General features: G+C 65.1%; 13 protein-coding genes. 5 read left to right on the top strand and 8 right to left on the bottom strand.

Features of this window, described 5'->3' with window-relative positions:
• Positions 1-6: 6 nt before the first annotated feature.
• Together betC and betI are read right to left on the bottom strand one after the other, a co-directional pair.
• Positions 7-1,524, bottom strand: a complete 1,518-nt coding sequence (gene betC / locus N5A93_RS15855) for a choline-sulfatase (RefSeq protein WP_268956073.1) — start codon at positions 1,522-1,524, stop codon at positions 7-9.
• On the bottom strand, positions 1,521-2,090 hold the full coding sequence (betI, locus tag N5A93_RS15850) for a choline-binding transcriptional repressor BetI (RefSeq protein WP_268956072.1): 570 nt from the start codon (positions 2,088-2,090) through the stop codon (positions 1,521-1,523). Before betI ends, betC begins: the two co-directional genes overlap by 4 nt.
• A gap of 311 nt (positions 2,091-2,401) precedes the next feature.
• Between betI and N5A93_RS15845 the strand changes: the two genes are divergently transcribed.
• The 4 genes from N5A93_RS15845 to choV all read left to right on the top strand — a co-directional run bounded on the left by N5A93_RS15845 (position 2,402) and on the right by choV (position 7,143).
• The gene (locus N5A93_RS15845) at positions 2,402-3,955 is read left to right on the top strand and encodes an ABC transporter substrate-binding protein (RefSeq protein ID WP_268956071.1); all 1,554 of its coding nucleotides are present in this window, start codon (positions 2,402-2,404) and stop codon (positions 3,953-3,955) included.
• Positions 3,956-4,075: 120 nt separating this feature from the next.
• A complete protein-coding gene (gene choX, locus N5A93_RS15840) occupies positions 4,076-5,008 on the top strand; it encodes a choline ABC transporter substrate-binding protein (protein ID WP_268956070.1) in 933 nt (310 codons plus the stop codon).
• Between the two features lie 78 nt (positions 5,009-5,086).
• Positions 5,087-6,124, top strand: a complete 1,038-nt coding sequence (gene choW, locus N5A93_RS15835) for a choline ABC transporter permease subunit (RefSeq protein WP_268956069.1) — start codon at positions 5,087-5,089, stop codon at positions 6,122-6,124.
• Positions 6,121-7,143, top strand: coding sequence for a choline ABC transporter ATP-binding protein (gene choV / locus N5A93_RS15830; protein WP_268956068.1), 1,023 nt, complete (start codon positions 6,121-6,123; stop codon positions 7,141-7,143). The genes choW and choV overlap by 4 nt, the downstream gene beginning before the upstream one ends.
• A gap of 25 nt (positions 7,144-7,168) precedes the next feature.
• Here choV and N5A93_RS15825 read toward each other — a convergent pair whose 3' ends face one another.
• The 6 genes from N5A93_RS15825 to dapE all read right to left on the bottom strand — a co-directional run bounded on the left by N5A93_RS15825 (position 7,169) and on the right by dapE (position 14,203).
• Positions 7,169-8,071 carry a DMT family transporter gene (locus N5A93_RS15825; protein WP_268956067.1) on the bottom strand — a complete coding sequence of 301 codons (903 nt, stop codon included), beginning with the start codon at positions 8,069-8,071 and terminating at the stop codon, positions 7,169-7,171.
• Positions 8,072-8,126: 55 nt separating this feature from the next.
• Positions 8,127-9,497, bottom strand: coding sequence for a lytic murein transglycosylase (locus N5A93_RS15820; RefSeq protein ID WP_268956066.1), 1,371 nt, complete (start codon positions 9,495-9,497; stop codon positions 8,127-8,129).
• Positions 9,498-9,627: 130 nt separating this feature from the next.
• Entirely contained in the window at positions 9,628-11,883 is a 2,256-nt protein-coding gene (gene rnr, locus N5A93_RS15815; RefSeq protein WP_268956065.1) for a ribonuclease R, read from the bottom strand.
• Between the two features lie 144 nt (positions 11,884-12,027).
• A complete protein-coding gene (locus tag N5A93_RS15810; RefSeq protein ID WP_268956117.1) occupies positions 12,028-12,603 on the bottom strand; it encodes a TIGR04282 family arsenosugar biosynthesis glycosyltransferase in 576 nt (191 codons plus the stop codon).
• Positions 12,603-13,052, bottom strand: a complete 450-nt coding sequence (locus N5A93_RS15805; RefSeq protein ID WP_268956064.1) for a GNAT family N-acetyltransferase — start codon at positions 13,050-13,052, stop codon at positions 12,603-12,605. Before N5A93_RS15805 ends, N5A93_RS15810 begins: the two co-directional genes overlap by 1 nt.
• Positions 13,049-14,203: a succinyl-diaminopimelate desuccinylase gene (dapE, locus tag N5A93_RS15800; RefSeq protein WP_268956063.1), complete on the bottom strand. Its 1,155-nt coding sequence runs from the start codon at positions 14,201-14,203 to the stop codon at positions 13,049-13,051. The genes N5A93_RS15805 and dapE overlap by 4 nt, the downstream gene beginning before the upstream one ends.
• Before the next feature lie 276 nt (positions 14,204-14,479).
• On the opposite strand from dapE, the gene N5A93_RS15795 reads away from it, so the two are divergent.
• Positions 14,480-16,081, top strand: coding sequence for a Hint domain-containing protein (locus N5A93_RS15795; protein ID WP_268956062.1), 1,602 nt, complete (start codon positions 14,480-14,482; stop codon positions 16,079-16,081).
• The last annotated feature ends 5 nt before the right edge of the window (positions 16,082-16,086 follow it).

The following is a 16,086-nucleotide window of genomic DNA, read 5'->3' as shown; positions in this document are numbered from 1 at the left end:
AAGCGGTTATTCCCCGCGCGGGAACCGCTGGTTTTCCTCGACCATGTTGAGATCCATGTGGTTGCGCATGTAGCGTTCGCTGGCCTTTTGCAGCGGCTGGTAGTCCCAGGGGTAATAGCCCCCCTTGCGCAGCGCCTCGTAGACCACCCAGCGGCGCGCCTGGCTTTCGCGCACCTGGGCGTCGAAGGCATCGAGATCCCAGCGCGCGCGCGCGATCGCGTCGAAATGCGCCAGCGTTTCGGCATGGGCCGGGTCCGCCGCCAGATCGTTCAGCTCATGCGGGTCGGCCTCGAGATCGAAAAGCTGATCGGGATCAAGCGCGCAGCGGGTGAATTTCCAGCGCCCCTCGCGCAGGCAGATCAGCGGCGCGTAAGAGGCCTCGGCGGCGTATTCCATCGCCACCGGCGCGCTGCGCGCGGCCCCCTGTCCGAGGGGGACAAGCGATTGCCCTTCGGTCCAGGGCGCGACCTCGTCCATCGAGACGCCCGCGAGATCGCAAAGGGTGGGGCAGACGTCGATATTGCTGACCGGATCGCGCACCAGCCCCGGCGCCATTCCCGGCGCGGCGATCATCAGCGGCACCCGCGACGAGCCCTCATAGAAGGACATCTTGAACCACAGGCCCCGCTCGCCCAGCATGTCGCCATGATCCGACACGAAGAGCACGATCGTGTCCTCCTCTTGGCGGGTGCCCGCGAGCGCCTCCATGATCTGCCCGATCTTGTCGTCGAGATAGGAGATATTGGCGAAATAGGCGCGGCGCGCGCGGCGGATGTGTTCGGGCGTGATGTCGAAGGCGCGCCAGTCATTCGCGTCGAAGATGCGTTTCGAGTGAGGGTCGTGATCCTCATAGGCCATCGCCGGAACCTCGGGTTCCAGATGCGCGCAATCCTCGTAGAGATCCCAGTATCTGCGCCGCGCCACATAGGGGTCGTGGGGATGGGTGAAGCTGACCGTCAGGCACCAGGGCCGCGCGTCATGGCCGCGCCCCAGGTCATAGATCTTGCGGGTGGCGTTATAGGCGACCTCGTCGTCATATTCCATCTGGTTGGAAATTTCTGCCACCCCGGCGCCGGTCACCGAACCGAGGTTGTGATACCACCAGTCGATCCGCTCGCCGGGCTTGCGGTAATCCGGCGTCCAGCCGAAATCGGCGGGGTAGATATCGGTGGTCAGGCGTTCTTCGAACCCGTGCAACTGGTCGGGGCCGACGAAATGCATCTTGCCCGACAGGCAGGTCTGATAGCCCGCGCGGCGCAGGTGATGCGCATAGGTTGGGATATCGGCGCTGAATTCCGCGGCATTGTCATAAACCCGGCTGCGCGAGGGCAGCAGCCCCGACATGTAGCTGGCCCGCCCCGGCGCGCAAAGCGGGCTGGCGGTATAGGCATTGGCAAAGCGGGTCGAGCGTTGCGCCAGCGCGCGCAGGTTGGGCGCATGCAGCCATTCCGCCGGCCCGTCGGAAAACAGCGTGCCATTGAGCTGGTCGACCATCAGGATCAGGATATTGGGCGTCTTGGTCATCGCGTCTCGGCCTCCAATGTGGTGTCAAGGTAGTGAAGCAGCACGTCGATGGCGCGCTCGGGTTCCAGCGGTTCGGCGCGCAGGGCCTGGCGGATGTAGAGCCCGTCGATCATCGCCGCGAGACCGCGTGTCAGCACCCCCGCCTGACGCGGCGCGATCTGGCGAATCGCGTGATGCAGATTGGAGCGCAAACGGTGCTGGTAGATATGCAGCAGGCGGCGCGCCTCGTCGGATTTCTGCGCCTGTACGTAGAAGTTGAGCCAGGCCGAGACCATCTCGGTGCGAAACTGCGCGGGGCCGAAACTGGCGCGGATCACGGCCTCGATTCGGGCGCGCGGGGTGGTCGCCATGACCAGCGCGCCGCGCACTTCGGCCCCGTAGATCGTCAGGATATGGCGCATCGCGGCGGCGAAAATCTGTTCTTTCGAGCCGAAATAGTGATGCGCGAGGGCGCTCGACATGCCCGCGCGGCGTGCGATCTGGCTGACCGTCACATCCAGCGAGCCGCAGGCGCCGATCTCGTGAATGGTCGCCTCGACCAGTGCAGAGCGGCGTATCGGTTCCATTCCGACCTTGGGCAACGTCTTCTCCCTTGGCTGTTGTCAGACTGGCCTATTCGTGTTTAATTGACTCGTCAATCAATAAAAAACACGAAGGAAATTCCCCAAGGCCCGAAACATCCAACAATCACGTTGCGCTTCATGACGCCGACATATTAACGTCGGAAACGTATGGGAAATGTCGCTTCCGGAACCGTGCATGGCGCGGGCGGGCAATGGCATCTCGTTACGGTCAGGCCGGGCGCGCGTTGCACAGCTGGCGCGGCGCAGGACCTGCCGGGAAACACAGATCGAAACGACACAGGGAGAAAACCACAATGTCACTCATCAAAGGCGGAATGCTTGATCGCCGCGGATTTTTGAAGACCACGGCAGCCGGCGCGATCGCCGCGACGCTGCCCATGGGCGGGGCCTGGGCCGCGCCCAAACGCGGCGGGCACATGCGCGTCGCCAAGGGCCACGGCCAGACCACCGACACGCTGGATCCCGGCCAATGGGAAAACGGCTACATGCTGGCGCTAGGTTTCGCCGTGCATGGCCGCCTGACCGAGGTCGCCACCGACGGCTCGCTCGTGCCCGAGGTCGCTGAAAGCTGGGAAGCGTCCGAGGATGCCAGCGAATGGCGTTTCAAGCTGCGCCAGGGGGTCACTTTCCACGACGGCAAAAGCGTCACGGCCGAAGATGTGGTCGCCTCGATCAACCATCACCGGGGCGAGGATTCCACATCCGCCGCAGGCCCGATCGTGGCGCCGATCGAGGACATCTCGATCGAGGGCGGCGACACCGTCGTCTTCAAGCTGTCGGGCGGCAACGCCGACTTCCCCTTCATCCTCAGCGACTATCACCTCGTGATCTGCCCCGCTTCGGATGACGGGATCGACTGGAAATCAGGCAATGGCTGCGGTAGCTACCTGCTCAAGGATTTCCAGCCCGGAGTGATCTCGTCCTTCGAGCGCAACCCGAACCACTGGCGCGATGACGTGGCCTGGTTCGACAGCTGCGAACTGCTGTCGATCGTCGATCAGAACGCCCGCACCACGGCGCTGGTTTCGGGCGACGTTCACGCGATCGACCGCGTCGATCTCAAGGCCGCGGGGCTTCTGGGCCGCAGGCCCGGAATCGAAATCGAATCCGTGGCGGGCACGCAGCATTACACCTTCGCGATGTCCACGAACCAGGACCCCTTTACCGACAACAACGTCCGCCAGGCCCTGAAATACGCGATCAACCGCGAGGAATTGGTCGAGAAGATCCTGTTCGGTTACGGTTCGGTCGGCAACGACCATCCGATCGGCGAGGGGCAGCGCTTCCATAACGGCGAAATGGAGCAGAAGACCTATGACCCGGACAAGGCCAAATGGTATCTCAAGGAAGCCGGTCTCGACAGCCTGTCGGTGACGCTGCATACCTCGGACGCGGCCTTCTCGGGCGCGGTGGACGCCGGCGTTCTGTTCCAGAACTCTGCCAAGGAAGCCGGGATCGACCTCAACGTCAACCGCGCGCCCAAGGATGGCTACTGGTCGGATGTCTGGATGAAGGAGCCCTTCACCGCGGTCTATTGGGGCGGACGCCCCGTCGAAGACCAGATGTTCGCCACCGCCTATCAGTGCGGCGCGTCCTGGAATGACAGCTTCTGGTGCAACGACCGTTTCGAGGAGCTGCTGGTCAAGGCCCGCGCCGAACTCGACGAGGACAAGCGCCGCGAGATGTATTACGAAATGCAGGATCTTGTCGGCAACCAGGGCGGCGTGATCATTCCGATGTTCGCCAATTATGTGTCGGCGAAGTCCGACGAGGTCACCCATGGCGATCTGGCGTCGAACTGGGAGATGGACGGCGAGCGCTGGATGGAGCGCTGGTGGTTCGCCTGAGCCGCCACGGGGTTTCGCATGAAACCCGCCTGACGTGAACACCCGGCGCCGGTGCGGACATGATCGCACCGGCGCTGGCTTTCGCCGAGTATGAAACGACCTGAAATGGGGAGATATCCAATGAAACTCAAGATGACCCTGACCGCCGCCGCGCTGAGCGCCGCGGCCGCGCCCGCCCTTGCCGATTGCGACACTGTCGTGTTCTCGGATGTGGGCTGGACCGACATCACCGCCACCACCGCCGCCACGACAACCGTGCTCGAGGCGCTTGGCTATGACACCGACATCAAGGTGCTGTCGGTACCCGTGACCTACACGTCGCTTTCCAACGGCGATGTGGATGTGTTCCTGGGCAACTGGATGCCCACGATGGAGGCCGATATCGCCCCCTATCGCGAGGATGGCAGCGTCGAGTCGCTGCGCGTCAATCTTGAGGGCGCAAAATACACGCTGGCCACCAATGCCGCCGGGGCCGGTCTGGGGATCGGCGATTTCGCCGACATCGCCGACCATGCCGAAGCGCTGGACGGCAAGATCTACGGGATCGAGCCGGGCAACGATGGCAACCGCCTGATCATGGACATGATCGCGGATAACGCCTTCGGCCTTGGCGATGCGGATTTCGAAGTGGTCGAAAGTTCGGAAGCCGGGATGCTCGCACAGGTCGGGCGCGCCTCCAAGCGCGACGAGCCGATCGTATTCCTCGGCTGGGAACCGCACCCGATGAACGCCAATCACGACCTCACCTATCTTGAGGGCGGCGACGACTGGTTCGGCCCCAACCTGGGCGGCGCGACGGTGCATACCAACACCAGCGCGGGCTTTGCCGAAAGCTGCCCCAACCTCGGCACCTTCCTCAACAATCTCGAATTCACCCTGGCGATGGAGAACCAGATCATGGGCGCGATCCTCGATGACGGGCAGGAGCCCGACGATGCCGCGCGCGCATGGATGGCCAAGAACCCCGACGTGGTGATGAACTGGCTCGATGGCGTGACCACCCGTGACGGTGGCGACGCGGCCGAGGCGGTCAAATCCGCGCTCGGGCTCTGAGGCGCAAGCCAGGGCGGAGGCGACGGCGGCGCGCTTGATGTGCCACTGCCGCCACCGCCCGGCGCGACGGTGTCCGTGATGTCATTTCTCCAAGGTCTTTTCGATGCGGTGCTGGCCATCGGCGCCGCAATCCTGTGGTGCCTGACGGCGCTTGTGGATTTCGTGCTGTGGCTTGGCCCGGCGCTGTGGTTCTTCGTCACCTGGCTGCCCGCGCGGCTTTTGGGCTATAGCGACGAGAAACTGCCCGTCGGCCAGACCGCCAGCCGCGGTTTCGACTATGTCCGCGACGGCGCGGATACCTTTCTTGACGGGTTCTCGGACTGGACCGAAGCCTTCATCGACCTGCTCTTGGCGCTGATGATGCGCCCGCCGGGCGTGAACTGGTTGCCGGGGCGTGGCTTTGAGCCCTATTTCACCGCCTGGAACGAGACCACCCATCCTTTCGTGATCGTCGCGCTGGTGACGGCGCTGGCCTATGCGCTGCACCGCAGGCTGGGCATTGCGGCGCTGGTCGCGGTCGGCTTCCTGTTCATTCTCGACCAGGGCTATTGGGAAGAAACCGCCGAAAGCCTGAGCCTCGTGCTGTCGGCCTGCGTGGTCTGCATGGCCATCGGCGTGCCGGTCGGCATCGCCGCCGCGCATCGCCCGCGGCTCTATGCCTGGATGCGCCCGGTGCTCGACCTCATGCAGACGCTGCCCACCTTCGTCTACCTGATCCCGGCGATCGTGTTCTTCGGGATCGGCATGGTGCCGGGGCTGGTGGCGACGGTGATCTTCGTCATTCCGGCCCCGATCCGCCTGACGCAGCTCGGCATCGTCTCGACACCCCAGGCGCTGCTCGAGGCCGCCGACGCCTTTGGCGCCACGCCCCGCCAGAAACTCTGGAAGGTCGAACTGCCATCGGCCCTGCCCCAGATCATGACCGGCCTCAACCAGACGATCATGCTGTCGCTCTCGATGGTGGTGATCGCGGCGCTGGTGGGCGCCGACGGGCTGGGCGTGCCGGTGGTGCGCGCCCTCAACACGGTCGATACGGCCAAGGGATTCGAAAGCGGGCTGGTGATCGTGATCGTCGCGATCATCCTTGACCGCCTGCTGAGGGTGGACCGGAAATGAGCGCGGTTGAATTCGACAATGTCTCCATCGTCTTCGGCGATGCCCCCAAACAGGCCCTGCCGCTGATGGACGAGGGGCTTGAGCGGGCCGAGATCCAGACCCGCACCGGCCAGGTCCTGGGCGTGCATGACTGCTCGCTCACCGTCGAACATGGCGAAATCCTGGTGCTGATGGGCCTGTCGGGCTCGGGCAAGTCCACGCTGTTGCGCGCGGTCAACGGGCTCAACCCCGTGATCCGCGGCGAGGTGCGCATCGATGACGGCGAAAGCATGGTGTCAGCCACCCATGCCAATGCCGCAACCCTGCGCCACCTGCGGCGCAAGAAGATCGCGATGGTGTTCCAGCAATTCGGTCTGCTGCCCTGGCGCAGCGTGCGCGCCAATGTCGGGCTGGGGCTGGAACTTGACGGGATGGGCCGCGCCGAGCGCACCGAACGCGTTGATCGCCAACTCGACCTTGTCGGCCTGTCGGACCGCGCCGACGCGCTGGTCGGCGAGCTGTCGGGCGGGATGCAACAGCGCGTCGGGCTGGCCCGCGCCTTTGCCACCGAGGCCCCTATCCTGCTGATGGACGAGCCCTTTTCGGCGCTCGATCCGCTGATCCGCACGCATCTTCAGGATGCGCTTCTGGACCTTCAGAAAACCCTCAACCGTACGATCATCTTCGTCAGCCACGATCTGGACGAGGCCTTCAAGCTGGGCGACCGGATCGCCATCATGGAAGGCGGGCGCATCGTGCAATGCGGCACCCCGCAGGACATCTTCACCAACCCGGCCACCGATTACGTCGCCGAATTCGTCGCACATATGAACCCTCTCGGGGTGCTTTGCGCGCGCGATATCGTGGAACCCGCCCAGGGCACACCGGACCGCACGGTCGGCCCGGATGCCACCATCCGCGAGGTGATGGAGGCCAGCCAGGGCCATGACACCCCGGTCGGCGTGGTCGAGGACGGCAAGCTGCTCGGACAGATCACCCGCAACCGGATTCTGGCGAAAATCCTCGACCCGCGCTGCTGAGGGCGGCGCGGGCACATGTGAGACTTCAGAACTTCGTGGCCGAAACCGGCGGGGTCACCGCGCGGCGGCGCACCACCGCTTCGCGCCAGCTGATGAAGCTGATCGCCCCGACGATCACCATGCCGCCCAGCACCACGAAGATATCCACCCCCTCGTCAAAGAACACCGCCCCCAGCAGCACCGCCCAGACCAGTTGCAGAAAGGTGACCGGCTGCGTCACCGCAAGGGGGGCCGCGCGAAACGCCAGCGTCATCGCATAATGCGCCGCCGTGGCGACCAGCGCCACCGCCAGCAGGATCGCCAGTTCATAAAGCGTCGGCGTGACCCAGGACTGCGCCGCCAGCGGCGCCAGCCCCAATGTCACCGACAGCGACAGCATCGCCACCACGATACCGGGGCTCGTCATCGCCGAGGCCCGTTTGGCCAGAAGGTAGGACGCGCCAAAGAACACCGCCGCCACCAGCATGGCGATATGCCCCGCGCCGACCTCGCGAAAACCCGGCCGCAGGATAATCAGCGCCCCCAGGAGGGCCGCAACCACCGCCACCAAACGGCGCAGCGCCAGCGTCTCGCCCAGGAACAGCGCCGCACCCAAAGTCACATAGACCGGCGCCAGATAGTTCATCGCCGTGACATCGGCGATGGGAATGCGCGCCATGGCGAAGAACCACAGCACCACCGCCACCGAATGCGCGGCCCCGCGCCATGCGAACAGCGCCCATGTGCGCCGGTCGAAGCGGGTCCGGCACAATTGCACGATGAACGGCACCAGGAACACCAGCCCCAGCAGATAGCGCAAAAAAGCCGCCTCAGCGGCGGGGATTCGGGTGCCGAGAAGTTTGACGAGAGCCGTGACCGAGACAAAACACATGCCGGTCACGACCATCCAGAAAATACCCCAACCGGGGCGGGCCGAATATGTCTCCATGGGCGCATTTAAGTCCCCGCCCAACGGAATGTCGAGCAGGTTTCGAAAATGCGTTTCAGCGTTTGCGCAGCTGCGCCAGCAGCGCCTGCGACGGGTAGCCGTCCGGCGTGACGCCGATCGAGTTCTGAAATCCCCTGATCGCGTCGATCGTGTTCGGCCCGATGATCCCATCGATCTTTTCAAGCGCGAATCCGGCCCGCACCAGACGCCGCTGCATCTCTTGTTTTTCCTTGAAGGACAGCGGCTTGTAACCGCGCGGCCAACTGGCCTGTATCTCGGGCCCGCCGCGCAGCCGGTCCGAAAGATGCCCCACGCCGATTACATAGGCATCCGCCTTGTTGTAACGCTCGATCACCGCGAAATTGTCGAAGATCATGAAGGCCGCGCCCTCGGCCCCTGCCGGCAACAGGATCGAAGCGCGCCCGTAATCGGGCACCGGCTTGCCGTTCATGTCGCGCACGCCCTCCGCCGCCCATTGCGACGGCATCTTGCGATTGTCGCGCCGCGCCAGCGCATGGGGAAACCCGCGCGGCAGGCGCACTTCGACGCCCCAGGGCTGCCCCTTGGTCCAGCCGAACCGCTTGAGATAGGCCGCCGTCGAGGCCAGCGCGTCGGTGGGATCATCCGACCAGATATCGCGCTTGCCGTCGCCGGTGAAATCCACCGCATAGGCCAGGTAGGAGGTGGGAATGAACTGCGTATGTCCCATCGCCCCGGCCCATGATCCTTTCATGTCGCGCGGCGTGACATCGCCCGACTGGATGATCTTGAGCGCCGCGATCAGTTGCTGCTCGAAGAACGATCCGCGCCGCCCGTCGAACGAGAGGGTCGCCAGCGCATCGATCAGCGGAATGTCCCCGCGCCGCTCGCCATAGGCGCTTTCCAGCCCCCAGACCGCAGTCACGACTTCTTTCTCGACGCCGTAATGGCGCTCGATCCGGTCCAGTGTCCGGCCATGACGGCGCAATGCCGCCTTTCCGTTGCTGACCCGCACCGGGCTGGCCGCGCTATCAAGGTAATCCCAGATCTGGCGGGTGAATTCGGACTGGTTGCGATCCTTCTCGATCACCCCGCTGTCGTATCGCGCGCCCCGAAAGGCCGCTTCGAAGACCTGTGGGCTGATCCCCTGCGCCAGCGCCCTGCCGCGAAAGCCCCGGACCCAGCGGTCAAACCCGCTGTTGGATGCGGCTACCTGCACCACCTTTTCCCCTGATGACACGTCGTCGGGCCGCAGCACGGGCCGCAGGCTGCGCGCCAGGACATCGGGCGCGGCGGCGGCATTGGCGGCGGTGGCCCTGACGGCCACCAGCCCGACGTCCGCCACCGGTCGCGGTTGCGGTCTGAGTGAGGTTTCAAGCGGTGACGCACTGGCAGGCAGGCCGATCACGGCACCCGCCAAAGCGGCCACTAGGACATGGATACGCATTGCTCGACCCCGTGTTTGTTGCCCGGTCATTATTTTCAGGGATGATAGCGCGATTGCGGCTGAATCGAAAGAAGCTTGCACGACCGCCGCAAGGATTCGCCGATCTCCGCCTGCAGCTGCCGGTTGCGGCTCAGCTCCGGCTGCGCTTCACCTTGCGCTTGATCTTGTCGGCCTTGCGCTTGGCCTTGACCTGCTTGCGCCGGGGCGGCTTGCCGCGCCCGCGCGCGGGACCGCGCGCCACGCTCTCGCCCTCGATGCTGACCAGTTCCAGCGCGATGCCGCCACTGACCGGCACCACCTCGGAAATCTTCACGGTGACCCGTTGGCCCAGCGCGATGGTCAGACCCGTATCCGAGCCCATCAATGTGCCTGCGTCGCGGTCGAAATGGAAGAACTCGCGCCCCAGGCTGCGCACCGGGATCAACCCGTCCGCCCCGGTCTCGTCCAGCCGCACGAAAGCGCCGAACTTCGCGATGCCGCTGATGCGCCCGGTGAATTCCTCGCCCACGCGCTCGGACAGGAACGCGGCAAGATAGCGGTCATTGGTGTCGCGCTCGGCGGTCATCGACCGCCGTTCCGTATCCGAAATATGCTGCGCCGTGCCCTCCAGCCGTTCGATATCGGCCGGCCTCAGCCCGTCATCGCCCCAGCCATGCGCGGTGATCAGCGCGCGATGCACCACCAGGTCCGCATAGCGCCGGATCGGCGAGGTAAAATGCGCATAAGCCTGAAGTGCCAGCCCGAAATGCCCGAAATTGCTGGGCGCGTAATAGGCCTGCGTCATGGCGCGCAGGGTGGACATGTTGATGACTTCCGAATGATCCGTATCCTGCGCCGCGTTGAGCAGCGCATTGAGATGCGCGGTCTTGAGAACCTGCCCCTTGGCCAGCTTGAGCCCGGCGGATTCCGCCACGTCGCGCAATGTCTCCAGCTTCTCGGGCGAGGGCTCCTCATGGACGCGGAACAACAGCGGAGATTTCCTGGCGATCAGGGTCTCGGCGGCAGCCACATTGGCCAGCACCATGAATTCCTCGATCAGCTTGTGGGCATCCAGACGCTCGGTGAAATTGACCGACAGCACCTTGCCCTCGTCGCTCAGAACCACCTTGCGTTCCGGCAGGTCCAGGTTCAGCGGCTGGCGCCGCTTGCGCGCCGTCTCAAGCGCCGCGTAGGCGGCGTAGAGCGGGCGGATCACCTCGTCCATCAGCGGGCCGCAGGCATCATCTGGCGCACCGTCCATCGCCTCTTGCACCTGCTGGTAATTCAGCGACGCCGCCGAGCGCATCAACCCGCGCACGAAACGATGGGCGATCTTCTCGCCATGGGCGTCGATCTGCATGCGCACGGCGATGCAGGCGCGCGGCACGCCCTCATGCAGGCTGCACAGATCGCCCGAAAGCCGGTCAGGCAGCATCGGCACGACGCGGTCGGGGAAATAGCTGGAGTTGCCGCGCTTGCGCGCCTCGCCATCCAGCGCGCTGCCGGGGGTGACGTAATGGGCGACATCGGCAATGGCCACCCAGATCACATGGCCACCCTCGTTGCGCGGATCGTCATCCTCATGCGCCCAGACCGCATCGTCATGGTCGCGCGCGTCCCAGGGGTCGATCGTGACCAGCGGCAGCTCGCGCATGTCCTCGCGCCCCTTGAGCCCCGCAGGCTTCATGCTGTCGGCCTCGGCAATCACCGGATCGGGGAAATCGTCGGGAATGCCATGCTGGTGAATGGCGATCAGCGACACCGCCTTGGGCGCCGAAGGATCGCCCAGCCGGTCCAGGATACGCGCGCGCGGCAGGCCCATGCGGCCCTTGGGGCCGGATTGCTCGGCCTCGACCAGCTCGCCATCTTTGGCGCCGCCGGTGGCGTCGGGGGGCACATGCCATTCCTTGCCGTCGCCCTTGTCGATCGGCACGATCCGCCCGCCCTCCTCGCGCTTGCGGAAAATCCCCAGCACCTTGCGCGGATTGGCACCGATCCGCCGGATCAGCCGCGCCTCGTAATGGTGATCCTCGCCCTTGACCTCCTGCAGGCGCGCCAGGATGCGGTCGCCCTCGCCCAGCGCCGGGTCGCTGGCGCGTGGCAACAGCAGAACCATCGGCTCCACCCCCTCACCCTGCCATTCCAGCGGCCTGGCCAGCAATTCGCCATCCGAGGTTTGCCCCGACACCTGCAACACGCTCACCGGCGGCAGCTTGTCGGGATCGCGATAGGTCTTCTTTCGCTTCTCCAGATGCCCCTCTTCCTCAAGCTCCTTCAGGATTCGCTTGAGATCGATTCGCGCCGCGCCCTTGATCCCGAAGGCCTTGGCGATATCGCGCTTCGAGGTCAGGGTGGGGTTGTCGGAAATCCACTGAAGGATCTCATCTTTGCTGGGCATCTGGCTCATGATCTCCGCCTAGCACGAATGCCGGCGGCTTGCCACGCAGGAATAGCGCCGCCCGCCCCCTGCCGGCGGCTTTCCCACCGGCTTCATCTTGCCTGAAATACTCCGGGGGAGTCGCCGCTTGCGGCGACGGGGGCCGCGCCCCCATCACGTGAGGTCCGCAGCACGATCCACATCGGCCAGCGGATCGCACAGCGCCACCCGCGCCCGCCCGCCAAGGCTTGCAATACTGTCGCTCAGCGCATGTTCCCCCGACCAGCGCACGCCCTGAAACAGGCTTGGCGGCGGCGGTGCGACGCGCTTCATCCCCACCAGCCAGAACCCCCCGTCGGGCGCCGGGCCGAAAACCGCCTCATGCGCACCAAGACAGCCGAAGGCGCGCGCCAGATGCGCCCGCTCGATGCCGGGGATATCCGCGCCGATGATGCAGACCGGGCCGCGCGGCATGTGGCGCAGGATGCGTCCCATCCTGTCACCAAGGTTACCGCCGCCCTGCGCCACGCGCGCCAGATGCGCGGGCCAGACCCGGCTTTGCAGCCCGGCGCGGTCGGGCGACACCGCCAGCACCACCTTCCAGCGCGGGTCCTCGATGCGACGCAGAAGTGCCGCGACCTGATGGCGAAACCACCAGGCGGCGGGCACCATCCCGATCTCGCGCCCCAGCCGCGTCTTGACGCGCCCCGGTCGCGGCTCCTTGAGCATGACGACCAGCCGGCGGCGGATCACAGATGCCGCTCCATGTCGCGATGGGGGATGCCGGCATCCATGTAGGGTTCCCCGAAGGCGACAAACCCCAGACGCTCGTAAAAGCCCAGCGCATGGGTCTGCGCGCCCAGCACCGCGCGCGCCACCCCCGCCTGCCCGCGCAGGTGATCAAGGCAGGCGCCTATCAGCGCCGCGCCAAGGCCCGCGCCGCGCGCGCCCTGCAGGACGCAGACGCGGCCGATCTTGGCGCTCTCGCCCTTGATCAGGATGCGCGCGCACCCCACGGGCTGGCCATCCAGTCTTGCCAGAACATGCTGCGCCGCCGCGTCGCGCCCGTCCTGCTCGTCGGCCTCGCTGACGCCCTGCTCCTCGATAAAGACGCGCCGGCGCAGCGCAAGGCAGGTTTCCAGATCAAAGGTCGGGCCGATCTCGACCTTGCCCGCGATCCTTGGCACCCCGTCCGTCACGCGAAATAATCCCGCAGGATGCGGCCATAGACATCGCGCAGGCGCGGGATCAGCGCCAGTTCCACATGCTCGTCGACCTGATGCATGGTCTTGCCCACCAGCCCGAATTCCACCACCGGGCAGTGATCCTTGACGAAACGCGCATCCGAGGTGCCACCCGTTGTCGACAGCACCGGCGTCACGCCGGTCTCGGCCTCGACCGCGCTGGCGACCAGCTCCGAAAGCGGCCCCGGCGGCGTCAGGAAACTCTCGCCCGAGACCTTGACCTGCATCTCTCCGGTAATGCCGAACTCCCCGGCGACCCGGTCCAGCTCCTCCTGCATCCAGCGGATCAGGCTGGCGCTGTCATGGGCGTCGTTGAAGCGGATATTCACCGCCGCGCGGGTCTGCGCGGGAATGACGTTGGTCGCCGCGTTGCCTGTGTCGATGGTCACCACCGCCAGCGTCGAGGGATCGAAATGCGCCGTGCCCTCGTCCAGTTGCCGGCTCGACAGGCGGTCCATCAGCCGCGCCATCGCCGGCATCGGGTTGCAGGCGCGATGCGGATAGGCCGAATGACCCTGCTTGCCGGTGATCGTGAACCAGGCCGTCAACGACCCGCGCCGCCCGATCTTGATCATGTCGCCCAGCACCTCCGGGCAGGTCGGCTCGCCGACCACGCAGACATCCATGCGCTCGCCCTCGGCCGCCATCCAGTCGAGGATCGCGCTGGTGCCGTCCACGGCGTCGCCCTCCTCGTCGCCGGTGATGGTCAGGATCACCGCGCCATTCTCGGGCGGGCTGTGGGTGACATGGTCGACCGCCGCCGCCACAAAGGCCGCGACCCCCGACTTCATGTCGGTGGCGCCGCGCCCCCAAAGCTGGCCATCCTTCTCTTCGGCGCCGAAGGGCGGCAGGCTCCAGGCCGCCTCGTCACCGACCGGCACCACATCTGTATGGCCGTTGAACCCAAAGCTCCTGGCCGCGCCCTTTTCACCCCAGCGCGCGAACAGGTTCGACACGCCCCCCCTCTCGATCCGGGTGCAGGCAAAGCCCGCATCGCTCAGCAGCTTTTCCAGCAGCGTGATCGCGCCGCCCTCTCGCGGCGTGACCGAAGGGCAGCGTACAAGGTCGGCGGTCAGCTGAACGGGATCGATAATCGGCTTTTTCATGATGTTTCGCGAAGTCCTGTCTGATTTTCTCATCGCCTAGCGCGCCTGACGCCAAAGCGCAAATGTCGCGCTCGCGGGCATCGCTCCGAATTTGGTTAACAAGACGTAAGCGATCTGCTAGAAAGGAAACAATAAAAATGACCCGAGGCAGGGTAAAATCCAGCAGGGCCGCAACAGGCCCGCGATCGAGCGGACAGAAAAATGTCCAGACCATAGTGGCGGGATCAACCCGCCCGGCTGTGTTTTGCGCTGCCCCGGTATTGTGGGGCAAGACATATGGTTGCGGCAAGCAAGCTACCGATCAATACATCGGCGTCCGCACTGGATATGGCGCAGCTGATTTTCGGCGACGGCGTCACGATTCAGAACGCGTCCTATTCGGGCGACGCCAATTCCTCGGGCATCTTCAGCAGTGGCGACACGATTTCGCCCGGCGTGACGCCCGCGGATACCGGGGTGATCTTCTCGACTGGCAACGCCAGCGACTTCACCAACAGCGCCGCGCCCGCATGGCAGTGGTGGAACAATCCCGACGCGAACCAGAGCGCCAACACCTCGACCGACACCTCGGGCGTCGACAACGATGCGATGTTCAACGCGGCTGCGGGCACCAACACTTATGACGCCTCGTTCCTGGATGTGGATTTCACCCCCACCGGCGACACGCTGACGATGAAATTCGTTTTCGCCTCCGAGGAATTCCCCGAATACGAGACCGGCATCTACCAGGATTTCGTCGGCGTCTGGGTGAACGGTCAGCAGATTCCGCTTACCGTGGGCGATGGCGATGCCGACCCCAACAACCTCAACGCCACCAACAACGCCAACCTCTACAACGACAACACGTCAAGCCAGTTCAACACCGAGATGGACGGCTTCACCGTCACCATGACGATGACCATTCCGGTCAATTCCGGCGAGCTGAACTCGATCCGGATCGGCATCGCCGACGTGGTGGACAGTTCGTATGATTCCAGCCTGCTGATCGCCGCCGACAGTCTCCAGACGACGCTGATCGCGACTGACGATAATGTCACGCTCTACCCGGACGGCTCGAAGACGCTGAACCTGCTGGGCAATGACGAGAACAATACCGGCGGCACGCTCAGCATCACCCATATCAACGGGCAGGCGGTCAGCGCGGGCGACACCGTCACCCTGGCCACCGGCCAGCAGGTGCAGCTCAATGCCGATGGCACGGTCACTCTGGTGGGCGATGGCGACACCGAAACCATGTCCTTCACCTACGAGGTCGCCAGCTCCACAGGTCAGACCGATACCGGCTTCGTCAATGTCGATTCCGTGCCCTGCTTCACCGCTGGCACGCTTTTGTCCACACCCCGTGGCGAAGTGCCGGTGGAATGCCTGATGCCCGGCGACATGGTGCTGACCAAGGATGACGGCCCCCAGCCATTGCGCTGGATCGGGCGGCGCGAAGTGGCCGCGACGGGCGATTTCGCCCCGATCCATATCCGCGCCAACACGCTGGGATCGCATCGCGATCTTCTGGTGTCGCCGCTCCACAGGGTGCTGATCCGCGACAGCCTGGCCGAAATCCTGTTCGGCGAACCCGAGGTGCTGGTCGCGGCCCGCGACCTTGTCAACGATCACAGCATCCTGCGCGCCGAGGGCGGCACGATCGAGTATGTCCACCTCATGTTCGACCGCCACCAGGTGGTCTTTTCCCAAGGGCTGGAAACCGAAAGTTTCCTGCCCGGCCCACAGACCGAACATTGCTTCGAGGCCGAGATCATCGCCGAGATCACCGCGATCTTCCCCGAGATGGACCCGGCCAGCGGCGCAGGCTACAGCCCCGCCGCGCGACGCATCCTGCGCCGCTTCGAGGCACAGTTGCTGTTCAGGGAAAGGGCGGCCTGACGCAT

Source organism: Roseovarius salincola (assembly GCF_026891095.1).
GTDB lineage: Bacteria > Pseudomonadota > Alphaproteobacteria > Rhodobacterales > Rhodobacteraceae > Roseovarius > Roseovarius salincola.
Note: the sequence above shows the minus strand (reverse complement) of the source record. Positions and strands in the feature narration are given on the sequence as shown.